Source organism: Helicobacter kayseriensis, assembly GCF_021300655.1.
In the GTDB taxonomy this organism is placed as follows: Bacteria; Campylobacterota; Campylobacteria; order Campylobacterales; family Helicobacteraceae; genus Helicobacter_G; species Helicobacter_G kayseriensis.
Genome location: NZ_JAJTNB010000013.1, coordinates 1 through 11,644 on the forward strand (window position 1 = coordinate 1; position 11,644 = coordinate 11,644).

Sequence of the window (11,644 nt, forward strand, 5' to 3'; positions counted from 1 at the left end):
CCCCCTCATCTCCAAAGAGTCCATATTGGGTATAGATATCTAAAATGTCTGTATAGATTGTGATAATGACTTTTTTCCCATCCCCACACTCATAAAAGCTTGTAGTTCTTAAAGAAAGCTTAAGCTTTTTATATGCTTCTTCCCCTACAAACTCTTTAATTTTCTCATAATAGGGTTCAAAGTATTCTCTATAAGGTCCAAAAGCTTGATTGTGATATGTGCACCCATTGGAGAGGATTTGGGGGTATTTTTCTTCAAACCCTGCATAAACCTGTCTATAAATTTGATTCCATACTTCATTGTATTGCTTTTTCTTGAAATAATCTCCTTGTGAAGTATTGGCTTTTTGAATATCTTCATCTGTAAATCCATATTCTTTTTTCATCTTCTCCCTCGCCTTTTTAGTTACAACAGCATAAAGTTTATCGTCCTCTTTTTGTCTCTCCCTCTCCCTCTTTTTTATCTCCTCTCTAAACTCAGGATAAAACACATATACCCCTCCATACTTTTCACTAAGCTTTTCTTTTTTGATATAACTTGGCATTAAACGCACAAAAAATCCATCATTCCACAACCACAACATCCCAATTGCTAAAACAAAGATTCCAAATAGTTTTATTATTGTTTTCATCTAAGTAACCTTTATTCTTCATTGGGGTTTTTTGATCGTAGGGTCAAAATTGCAAGCAATGCTCTTTGTATCATTTCCCCTTCTCCATTGATGCACTCTTCGATGATTTCTGAAAGAGTTTTTTCAAAGAAATTGGGATAAAGCTGTTCGAATAGAGGATTTTGTAAAGATTCACAAAGCAAAGAAAGAACCAAGAGATTGAGAATTTCCTTGTTTTCAAGCAGAGAAAAGTGCTGGATTCTTGATTCTAAATCAAGCATTCTTAGCATTTCTTTGTGGAGGGTGGGGGATTGCTTGATGGGAAGTTGATCTTGTAGTTTTTGTGCCCTCTGGAAGATCATTGCTTGGACATTTTGATAGCTGACAAAATAGTCGCTTTCTTTTGGAGCGGGGGATGGGTGTATATCATTGATTGAATTGAGCTGTAAGATATCATCATCTTCTAGATCAAGGCTGTTTTCTGTGGAGAGATGGATATCTTCTATGTTTTTTGATTGGATGTGATCAAGATTTTCATATGGAGCAAGCTCTCCTAGATCATCAATGGATGTTTCTTTGTTTTGTTCTTGAGCAAAACTTTCAGGACTCATTACTTCAATTTCTATTTCACCAATTCTAAAATGATCGCCGATACTGATTTGGGTTTCATAAGAATAGGGAAGAGAGGAAAAGGAATCATTGAGAAATACCTTGCACTCTTTGTCATAGGGCTTAAGGCCAAAAATACCCTCCTCAAAATTGATCACTGCTTGAATATTTTGGATTTGATGGGATTTGTCGCTAAGAATCCAAGCATTGTCACTCCCGCTTCCTATGCTCCCTCCACGAAAGTCAAAAAAATGATAATGTGTAGAATGCGGGTCAAGGCTTTGAATATTTTTTACTTTTAGACAAATTTCTTGCATCTCTTGCTCCTATTTTAAGATGTTTTGTGGAAGATTGAGATAGGGCAAAACCTCCATTGCACGATTGAGTGTGCTTCCGCCATTTGAGATCACAAAATCAAAATAAAGCTTTGGATTTTTATTGAAAATCACCTTGTATCTGTTTCCTTGAAGCTTGGCGTATTGGAGGAGTTGCATCCAAGCCCACTGCCCAGAAAACTCTATGCTTTGCTTTTGATTTCCATTGTAATCAAAGGCGTTGATGAGAAGCTTTGTGTTCTCCAAGAAGGCATCTGCCACAAATTCTATATTTGAGGTGAGTGTATGGTCGTATTGAATTTGTTTGTCATTGTAAGAGATGATAAGCTTTCCATAGTCTCCAGATAGAGCAATGACTTTGATTGAAAATTTCACATCAATGTTGTTGTTGAAATCCAAAACTCCATTGGAGATTGTCGAGATTTTTGTCAATGCGCTTAAGAACTCATCAGAGAAATTAAGTTTTTTGGCATATGCGGGATCTACTTGATAGGTATCCCCTTTTTTGATTAAAATTTGACTAAGATATTGGGAATAAAATTTGTCCCACACGCCCTGTTTCCCAAAAAAGCCTTTGAATGTGTCGATTTTGAGGAAAGTTCTTGAACGTGGATTGATGGGGTAGGTTGAGGCAATTTGATCAATAAATGGAGTGTAGAGTTCTTTGTTCCAAACGATATCTAGCTCTTTTGTTCCTCGCTCTTCCACAAGAGTCCACGCATAGGCGCTCAATGTATTGTAATACTCTCCAATCTCTGCAGGCAGGGATTTGCTATCTGTTTCTAAGATGACAAAGGGATCATCAGGGTTGTTTGGTTTTTTGAGGGCATAGAAGATCTTTTCTTGGGAGCTGAGGGTGCCGGCATTGAAGTTAATGATTTTTTTATAAATATTTGCGACATCTTCTGAGATTTTTTTCATAATTTTTTCATTTTTGGAGATGTTTTGTGTGAGGGTGTTTAGATCACCTTGTGTTGTTTCATTCCCTCCTTTGACCCTTTCATTGACCGCAGAGAGTCCTTGAGAGAATAGAGAATCTTGTTTTGCAACCAAATGATAAAGACCAAAGCTATCGCTTAATGCCTCAAAAATACTTTTGAAATCAGCAATAGGCAGTCCGATATTGATTGCTTGGTTGATCAAATCATTTCCTTCGAGCAATTGAGTATTTTTGCTTACCACTTCTGTTAGGCTTTTTATGGGATTGTTGTTTTTGCCCAAGATACTTAGAATCCCTAAGCCAGAGTTTTCATTTGTGAAAGGTTTGGGTTTGACTTTTGAGAGAATCTCTTGCCATCTTTGGGCGTATTCTTGTGCATAAAGCTTGATGATGTCCATTGAGAGTGTGATTTTTTCTTTGTTGTCGTTGGACTTTTGCTCATCGTTTTCCAAAAGCCAATACTCAATCTCAATCGTTTCATCAATATATTTATTGATATTGCTCATAAGATTGATAGCTCCATTTTTTGTATAGGACTTTGGAACAATGTAGGAGTTGATTGTGGTATCAAAGACTTCATCAAATGATCCTCCTACTTCTGTTTTGATGTCATAAACCCCTTGAGAATCATTTGCTTTGAGTGAAAGGAGAGTGTAAAGTCTTTGTGATTTTGTGATGGTGGCTAGAAGTTTTTGAGCTCTTTTGATCGCTGCTCTATTTTCTTGGATTTGTTTGTGAGGAGTTTGTCCTAGATCTTGAATATATCCGATAAAAACTTCTTGGGGAATTTTGTATTTTTGAAAAAGTTGCCAATTGTCTTTGACCCAACTGCTGATGAGTTCTCGTGCGAGATATGTGTGTTGAATGATTGTTTTGTAGAAATAGAGCGCTCTGAGGAGCTCATCGGGATTGTTGCTTTCTAGAAGTATTTTTTCAAGTTCAGGGATTAAGGTGAGAGAAAGCAAATCTTGGGATTTTTCCAAAAAGAGCTCTTTTGCTGGATTTAGTGCTTGATAAGCAAGCTTGAGCGTGGGGTAGTCTGTCCAAGAGGTTTGGCCAAAAATTTGAGGATAGAAAGCAAGAATGTTTTTTAGATTCTGTACATAAAAAGATTTGCGTTCAATACTCGCTTCTGGGTAGCGAATCTGGAGATCATCGATTGCTGTTTCAACTTGCAATGTGGAATTAATGAGCTTTTTTTGTTGCTCGTCTTTTTGGGTAATAAGATAGTTGGAGATGTAGGCTGTTGCTCCAATTGCGATAATCGCCCAAAAGAAAGCAGAGATTTTTTTAAAGAAGCTTCCGAAAATATTTTGACTTAATCCAATATCTTTAAAGATCACATCCTCGATGAGAGAATTGACAAAATAGCTTTGTTTTGTAATGTTGGATTGGTTTTGGGCAATTGGGGATTTGATGCTGTATTTGTGACAAGTGGAGCTTAAGATGAAATTGTTTGGAGTATTTTCTTGATATGAGCTGACAAAATAAACTCCACGGATAAAAGATTTGTTTTTTTCATTTTCACGATATGTTTTTTGTAAGAATTCTTGTGCGAAGGCAAAGAGGTTGTCAAGCTGTTTGAAAAATAGATAGCTTTGCTTTTTGCCTTCGATAGAGGAGTTTAGGTTGTTTTTCCCCATTAGGGCATATTTGATCGAATTTGAAAGCTCTTGGAAATGCTTGTTAAGCTCTTCTTGCGAAAAAGAGAATGTTGTAGGGAAAGTGATGCCTAGTGTTTTTTGACTGAGATTTTCACTATAGAGTTTCAAAAACTCTCCCATTCCCTCAATCAAATCAAGCTTGGTAAAAACGATATAGACTGGAACTTTTAGATTGAGATGGGTTTCGCATTCTCGCACTCTTTTGATGAGGGAGTGGATCCCTTGTTGCATTTCTTCTTTTGTTTCATTGAGCATTCGCACAATATCGATGATGTAAATGATTCCATTGAGCTTTTTGTAAAAATATCCTTTAGATAAAAATTTGATAAACGAGTTCCAGATCATTTTGCGCATCAAATAATCTTTGTTTTTCTCAATATTGTCTTCAGGTATTTCATCTGTGTTTGTTGGCTTGAAAAAGTTTTCAAAAGAAAAATAACTTCCTTCTGTGTCGATCAAAACCCCCTTTTTTGTAATGTAAAAGGAAAAATTTCTTGTTGAGAGGTGATGTTGTCTATAAGAGCCAAGTGCATCTGAAATAGGATACTCCAATCCTGCGTAATTGATAAATGAGCTTTTTCCTGCCCCCTCTTCTCCTATAACCATAACAAGAGGAAGTTTTTTGATCTTGATTTGTTTTTTCCAAGTTTTTTTGGCGTCATTTAGTGCGATAAAAAAATTGCGCTTTGTTTTTGAAAAGAAATCTGATGCTTGCGCTTTGATAGATCCGACCTCTTTTCTTTTTCTTGTTACTTTTTCTGAAAAAAAGTGTTTGATTTGTTTGTGAGTAAAAAAGTAAAGCGTTGGAAGCCAGATAAGACACAATGTGATGATTCTTGGATAGACCTGTGAAAACGGATAAAAATCATTGAATGATAAGAATGGCCCATAAAGCCAAAACAGTGTGCTAAAACCAATGAGGATAAAAGCAAAAAGACAAATAAGGAAAATTTTTGACAATAAAAATTTAAACAGCTTGCCGAAGACTTTTTTCATCTCTGTGTTGTTCCTTTGACCCAAAATAAACTAAGCCCTGATTCTAGTAGAGAATGTAAAAAAAGGGAAGCATTTTTTGACTAAAATTGAATGCTTAGAATAAAAATTATTTAGGAGTAACAAATGGCTGAATCAAAACCACCAAAAGAGAGAATCAACATCTCTTATAAAGCAAAAACGGGCGATCAGGTTGCCGAAGTTGAGTTGCCTCTGAAGCTGATGGTGATGTCCAATCTTAAAGGAAGCACTCTTGATGCTCCCCTTGAAGAAAGAAAACCGATTTCAATCAATAAGGTGAATTTCAATCAAGTTATGGAGGGGATGGGGATTTCACTTCATTTCAATGCCAAAAATGTTTTGAGCGAAGAGGCCGAAGAAATCAATGTCAATCTTGATCTTAAGGGGATGCAAGATTTTTCTCCAGATCATATTGCTCAGCAAGTACCAGAATTGAGAAAGTTGATGCAATTAAGAGAGGCGCTCATGGCATTAAAAGGGCCTATGGGAAATATTCCTGATTTTAGAAAAGCTGTTTTGAATGCCTTAAGCAATGAAGAAAGTAAGCAGAAGCTTTTGCTTGAAATTTCTCAAAATAAAGATTAAGAGTTTATGGAGGATAGTGATGAGTAACCAAACTGAAATCATTGAAACGCCAATGCTTGAAGAGATTATGGAAAAGAGTCGATATCCAAAAGAGGATGAAAGCTATTCGATTGCCAAGCAAGGTGTTGCAGAATTTATCTCTCAGATTGTGAAATCTGATAAGCCCGAAGAAAAGATCAATAAGTTTGCACTTGATGAAATGATCGCTCATATTGACCATCTTGTTTCAAAGCAAATGGATGAGATCTTGCATCATCCTGATTTTCAACAATTGGAATCTTCTTGGAGAGGTTTGTATGCTCTTGTTGAAAGAACAGATTTTAATGAAAATATCAAAATCGATCTTTTCAATGTCAGCAAGGCAGAAGCATTGGAAGATTTTGAAAACAATCCAGATATCACACAAACCACCCTTTATCGTAATTTTTATTCAAGTGAGTATGGGCAATTTGGAGGAGAGCCTATAGGCGCAATTATTGGAGATTATGAAGTGGGAGTAAGCAATCCTGATATGGATTTTTTAAATAAAATGTGTGCGATTTCTGCAATGAGTCATGCACCATTTATCACTTCTGCTGGAGCCAAGTTTTTTGGGCTTGATGATTACACCCAGCTTCCAAGCATTCAGGATCTTAAAGGCTTGCTTGATGGTCCTCAATACACAAGATGGAGAACGCTTAGAGAGAGTGAAGATGCGAAGTATCTAGGAATGATTGCTACTAGATTTTTGGCTAGATCTCCTTATGATCCTGAAAATAATCCAACCAAGACTTTTAATTACAAAGAAGATGTGAGTCAGTCTCATTCTGATTTGTTGTGGGGAAATTGTGCGTATTTGTTTGGAACTAGGCTGACAGAAAGCTTTGCAAAATATCGATGGTGTGGCAATATCATTGGCCCAAGCAGTGGCGGAGAAGTCAATGATCTCCCAATGCATTTTTATGAGAGCTTGGGCTCAATCCAAACAAAAATTCCAACAGAAGTTCTCATAACAGATCGAAGAGAATATGAGCTTGCCGAGCAAGGTTTTATAGCTCTAACCTTGCGAAGAGGGACTAATAATGCTGTTTTCTTTTCAGCAAACTCAGCCCTCAAGCCCAAAGTCTTTCAAAATACTCCAGAGGGGAAAGAGGCAGAAACAAATTTTAGATTGGGAACGCAATTGCCTTATTTATTCTTAATCTCAAGAATGGCTCATTATTTGAAAGTCTTGCAAAGAGAGGAGATTGGAAGCTGGAAAGAGAGGCAAGATATAGAAACAGGACTCAATGCTTGGCTTAAGCAATACATCTCTGATCAAGAAAATCCTCCCGCAGAAGTCAGAAGTCGTCGTCCTTTTAGATCTGCAAGCGTGAAAGTAGATGATGTTGAAGGAGAACCTGGAATCTACAGCATCAAACTTTATGCGCGACCACATTTTAAATATATGGGAGCAAACTTTGAGCTTTCTTTGGTCGGAAAGCTTGACAAAGAATAATGGGATTGATTGATCGCCTAATTCACAATCTCAATGAGGAATATGCCAATGTTCCTCATGCCCCAAACCTTATTGCAGAGATCAAGCAAAATATCAAATTCCTGCTTAATACCAATCCCAATGATTGTGCAAGTGTGCCAAATATTGGTTTGCTAAATATTTCTCAAGCTTCTATTGAAAAAAGTGAGCTTTCAAGACTAATGGGACAGGAGATTGCAAACATTATTGGGGAATATGAAAAGCGTATCCGTATTTTGTCCTTGCATTATGATGATGCCAATATCCCTTGGAAGCTTTCTTTTGTGCTCACTTGTTGTCTAAGCAATGATCGCTTTAAGGAGTTTAGCTTGTCTATTGATTTTTATAACAATCGTTATTGTGAGGTTTTTTAATGAATCAAAAGACTATTCTTTATTTTCGCAAGGAGCTAGAAAGACTAAAACTTGCAAGAGATGAGTTTGTGAGTCAATACCCAAAGCTTGCTCCTTTTTTGGCCCTAGATTCTCAAGATCCTGATACAGAAAAATTGATTGATAGCCTTGCAATTTTGACAGCAAAAATTCGTCAAGAAATGGATGAAAATGTTCCTTTTTTGGCGGAGTCTTTGCTCAATATTCTTTCTCCAAATTTTACAACCCCTATCCCTTCGATTTGTCTTCAGTCTTTTGAGATAGAAGAAAGAGATGATGCTCCCTATGTTTTCCTTCCTAAAGGGACTCAGGTGTTTGCCAAACATAGAGGGGGGCAATGCCAGTTTAAGACACTTTATGATGTACATCTCTATCCTCTGCAGATTGCGGATGTCACATTGCACAATTCTGGCAATCAGCAAGCCCTTTCTTTGCTGATTACCTCTAAAAATCCCAACTTGATGATTTCGGATTTGAAGCTATCAACTCTGCATTTCTTCTTGGGTAATGATATTCATACTTCTACGACTTTGCTGATGTGGATTTTTTCTTATTTGGATGCTATTGTTCTTCAAAGTCCAACAACTCAACAAGAATACAAGATCCCCATCTCTTCTATTTTTCAGCTTGGTTTAAAAGAGCAGGAGGGGATGTTTTTTGGTCGTAATAAGGGGATTGAGGCTTTTGGATTGCTTCAGGAGTTTTTGATACTTCCTGATAAATTTAATTTTTTTGGATTGACGGATTTGGGCGTTACGGAGCATTTAAACGAATCAAGCTTTATTCTTAAATTTATTTTTTCTTACCCCTTGCCATCGATTTGTATGCCCAAAGTGCATCATTTTCAATTAGGCATTTCTCCTATTGTCAATACCTTTATGATGAGTGCAGAGCCTATTACCAATGATGGGAAAAAGGATGCCTATCGTATTTTTATCGATCGACACCATCCAGAAAATTATGAGATCTTAGAGATTGTCAAAGTGGCTGCTCACAATGTGTATTCCGGAAGAAGGATTTTGAAAAATTATAAAAATTTTGAGCGGTTTGATTTTTTTGAAAAAAATGGCGATATGAAAGATTTCTATAATCTTCAAACGCGCTATGACCACAATCAAATCAGTTACAAAGAGATTTCTTTTTTTAATCACGGAGAAGAGTTTGTTGGGCCAGAAACGGTGAGTATTGATGCTTGTGTGTGCAATGCAGATATTCCAAAATCTCTCCAGATTTCTCAAATCTCAGAGATACAAGATTTTGGCTTTGTCAAAACAAGCAATATCATGACCCCAACGCCGATGCAAAGATGCGAGGTTGATGGAGATTTGATGTGGAAGCTTGTCGGGTTTTTGACGATCAATATCGAAGGGATTATGAATAAAAAATCTTTTCTTGCACTTTTGCAGGTCTATAACTTTTATTCGACTGATCAGATCAAAATCAAGGATCGAACGCTTGATATTCAAAAGATTGCAAATCGCCTTATAGATATCAAATCACAAATCACTTACCGCATCACAAATGGTGCTTCAAGGCGAGGGGTTTTGTGTATTATGCAGTTTGATTTGGAAGACTTTTATTGTGTGGGTGAGATTTATCGTTTGGGGTTGATGTTTTCGCATTTTTTGAATTATTTTGCGCCACTAAATTCTTTTTGTGAGCTTCAAGTAGAGTGCTTTGAGAAGGGGCTGTTGAAATATCAAATTAAATATGATTCTTATAATCGGAATTAGACAAGATGGAGTTGCAGAATCACTCATTTTTTCCTTGCATTCAAGAGTTATTGAAGAAATATCAAAGAGAAAAAATCTTTTTGCGCACAAATAGCAAGATAGGATTCCCTAATCGTGAAATAGAAAGGGTGGTGGAGTATGAAGATCGATGTGAGGTGTTTGTCAATTTTTTGGGATTACAGGGTTCAAGCTCTGATTTGCCTAGTTATATTCTTGATTTGCTTGTCAAAAATGATGATGGAAGCGAGGGGTGGAGCTTGTATTTTGATTTTTTCAATCATCATATTTTGTGGCTTTTTTATGATGTGGTCACTCAGAAAAACTATGCCAAGGCAATCCGACAAGATTTCCAAGATCGTATCTCAAAAATCCTTTTCTCACTGCTTGGCTTTAGGGGTGAGCTTGAGTTGGCAAGGACTTATTTGCGATTTGCTCCATTGATCATTAATAGCGTGCGATCCAAAAAATACATTGAGAGCATTTTGCAAGAGGCATTTGGTTTGCAGGGTCGCTTGAAAATCATTGAAAACATTCCTCACAAAACCCCCATTTCCCTCAATCAGCGAAATAAATTGGGCAAGGCAAATTCTCAGTTGGGCGTGAATTTTATGCTTGGAAAAACTTCCTTGACGCATCAAACCAAAATTGGAATCTTGATTGAAGATTTGCAGTATCAAGAAGCTCTAGAGTTTTTTCCTGTGGGGAGAAATTATCAAATCCTAAAAGAGATCATCGAGTTTTTGACCAAAAATGAGTTTGCAATCGACTTATATCTCAAAATCAAATTCAGCCATCAAATGACTTTTAGGCTAGGGGGTGGAGTGAGGCTAGGGTGGGGGAGCACTTTGGGAGAAAAGAGGGAAGATAGTCTGATTACATTTTTATTGCACGAGTAGAGAGGCTAATCTCCATCGATTTTTTTCTCTAAATCCCTTAGCCACTTAAACCACTCTGCAAAATTTGTGGCGATCTCTTTACGCTCTTCAAAATCGATGTTATAAACCGCTCCATTTTCACAATTGAGGACAACGATACTGTTGAGGTATTCATCGTGGTGGATCATGATCTCTTGGGGCAAAAGCGGATAAAATGCACGATTGCGTTTTGTTGCACCGATCACACAGGGATAGTCTTGGATGTCTTTGATATTCTCATCATAGCCATACACTTCATAATACTCTCCATCATAGATTCCAAACTCTTCTATAAACTTCGCATATTCTTTGGGGAGAGTAACACGCAAAGAATCTTCAATCATAGAAATGCGTTTATTGATTTTTGTGCTCATTGTTTCTCCTTAGATTCCTAATCCATCAAATCTTGCTTTCCAATATCTCTTTTTAAACCTAGCAAACCCAATACGATCAATTTCGCTAGTCTTTTTATAGCTATGCAAAGCTCTTGAGTTGTCTTTGTGTTCAGTTTTTGTCAATTCTAACAAAATCCCATCTTCTTTTTGCTGGAGGTGGTGAAGCTCGATAGGTTCCCCATCTATCCCTCTTGGAGCTTTTCCACTTTTCATATTTGCCAGACTCACTGCTCCCAAATCGATCACTTGGGTTCTTTGGGCTACACTTCTGCCCTCTACTTGCACAAGCACCGCAGAATCAAGGAAGCCTTGTTCGATCTTATTGAACTCTCGATAAGCTTTTGATCTTGTGATCTTTGTCCCATCTTCTAGTAGTGCTTCTTCAGCTTTGCTTTTGTTTTGATTGATCTTGCTTGATGTGCTTTTGGCATTTCTAGAAGCATAGATGAAAAAATCATCTAGCTCTTTATCAAACTCCACCTCTCTTCTTCCTTTCTGAGAAAGCTCTTTTGAGAATCTTATGATGTATTTTTTTAGATTTTCTTGCTTGGTTGATTGATCTTGAGATTCTTTTGATTCTTGTAGGCTAAGGGCTTTGAGCTCACAAACAGCATCATCAATCATAAATTCATCACATTGCATCACTTCTTCTGCTGGTGGGGTAGGGTTTGCGGGGAAGGTAAATTTGATATATTCTTCATCGTGCTTGCTTTCAAGTGATGTGATGATGATCTCCTCATCTTCTTCTTGGATAGAGCTAGGAAGCAATAAAATAGAATGCTTCAAAGAGGGGGCATTGAGGTATCCAAAGAGAAGGACTTGTCGATCTTTCCACTCAAGAGGGCAAGAGAGCTTGATCTCTTCTCCTTGGAGGTCTTCGCCATTTGCATCTTTGAGTATTTGGAATCCTCTGGCTTGATCGATAGGAAGAGCGTCTTTGTCTCTTAGATGATAAAGC

Annotated in this window: 10 protein-coding genes; 5 read left to right on the top strand and 5 right to left on the bottom strand. The window is 37.2% G+C overall.

The window, feature by feature from the left end:
• The 3 genes from LW137_RS06785 to tssM all read right to left on the bottom strand — a co-directional run.
• Positions 1 to 631, bottom strand: a 631-nt coding sequence (locus tag LW137_RS06785; RefSeq protein WP_233034754.1) for a hypothetical protein, incomplete at its 3' end; no start/stop codon positions are given.
• Between the two features lie 11 nt (positions 632 to 642).
• Positions 643 to 1,536, bottom strand: a complete 894-nt coding sequence (locus LW137_RS06790) for an FHA domain-containing protein (RefSeq protein ID WP_233034756.1) — start codon at positions 1,534 to 1,536, stop codon at positions 643 to 645.
• A 9-nt stretch (positions 1,537 to 1,545) separates the two neighbouring features.
• Positions 1,546 to 5,154, bottom strand: coding sequence for a type VI secretion system membrane subunit TssM (tssM, locus tag LW137_RS06795; protein WP_233034766.1), 3,609 nt, complete (start codon positions 5,152 to 5,154; stop codon positions 1,546 to 1,548).
• Between the two features lie 123 nt (positions 5,155 to 5,277).
• Here tssM and tssB point away from each other — a divergent pair, with 123 nt between their 5' ends.
• The 5 genes from tssB to tssG are packed head-to-tail and all read left to right on the top strand — an operon-like array spanning position 5,278 to position 10,273.
• Entirely contained in the window at positions 5,278 to 5,757 is a 480-nt protein-coding gene (tssB, locus tag LW137_RS06800) for a type VI secretion system contractile sheath small subunit (protein ID WP_233034768.1), read from the top strand.
• A 19-nt stretch (positions 5,758 to 5,776) separates the two neighbouring features.
• Positions 5,777 to 7,234, top strand: coding sequence for a type VI secretion system contractile sheath large subunit (gene tssC / locus LW137_RS06805; RefSeq protein WP_233034777.1), 1,458 nt, complete (start codon positions 5,777 to 5,779; stop codon positions 7,232 to 7,234).
• Positions 7,234 to 7,626: a type VI secretion system baseplate subunit TssE gene (tssE, locus tag LW137_RS06810; RefSeq protein ID WP_233034786.1), complete on the top strand. Its 393-nt coding sequence runs from the start codon at positions 7,234 to 7,236 to the stop codon at positions 7,624 to 7,626. Before tssC ends, tssE begins: the two co-directional genes overlap by 1 nt.
• On the top strand, positions 7,626 to 9,377 hold the full coding sequence (tssF, locus tag LW137_RS06815) for a type VI secretion system baseplate subunit TssF (protein ID WP_233034788.1): 1,752 nt from the start codon (positions 7,626 to 7,628) through the stop codon (positions 9,375 to 9,377). The genes tssE and tssF overlap by 1 nt, the downstream gene beginning before the upstream one ends.
• Positions 9,378 to 9,427: 50 nt before the next feature.
• Positions 9,428 to 10,273: a type VI secretion system baseplate subunit TssG gene (gene tssG, locus LW137_RS06820; protein ID WP_233034798.1), complete on the top strand. Its 846-nt coding sequence runs from the start codon at positions 9,428 to 9,430 to the stop codon at positions 10,271 to 10,273.
• A 5-nt stretch (positions 10,274 to 10,278) separates the two neighbouring features.
• On the opposite strand, the gene LW137_RS06825 is transcribed toward tssG, so the two are convergent.
• The gene (locus tag LW137_RS06825) at positions 10,279 to 10,665 is read right to left on the bottom strand and encodes an SMI1/KNR4 family protein (protein WP_233034800.1); all 387 of its coding nucleotides are present in this window, start codon (positions 10,663 to 10,665) and stop codon (positions 10,279 to 10,281) included.
• Between the two features lie 9 nt (positions 10,666 to 10,674).
• Positions 10,675 to 11,644: HNH/ENDO VII family nuclease (locus LW137_RS06830; protein ID WP_233034802.1), on the bottom strand; the 970-nt coding region annotated here is incomplete at its 5' end.

Bases quoted from the DNA above. Each gene is read 5' to 3' on its own strand.
- LW137_RS06790 (WP_233034756.1), bottom strand. From the start codon at position 1,536: ATGCAAGAAATTTGTCTAAAAGTAAAAAATATTCAAAGCCTTGACCCG.
- tssM (WP_233034766.1), bottom strand. From the start codon at position 5,154: ATGAAAAAAGTCTTCGGCAAGCTGTTTAAATTTTTATTGTCAAAAATT.
- tssB (WP_233034768.1), top strand. From the start codon at position 5,278: ATGGCTGAATCAAAACCACCAAAAGAGAGAATCAACATCTCTTATAAA.
- tssC (WP_233034777.1), top strand. From the start codon at position 5,777: ATGAGTAACCAAACTGAAATCATTGAAACGCCAATGCTTGAAGAGATT.
- tssE (WP_233034786.1), top strand. From the start codon at position 7,234: ATGGGATTGATTGATCGCCTAATTCACAATCTCAATGAGGAATATGCC.
- tssF (WP_233034788.1), top strand. From the start codon at position 7,626: ATGAATCAAAAGACTATTCTTTATTTTCGCAAGGAGCTAGAAAGACTA.
- LW137_RS06825 (WP_233034800.1), bottom strand. From the start codon at position 10,665: ATGAGCACAAAAATCAATAAACGCATTTCTATGATTGAAGATTCTTTG.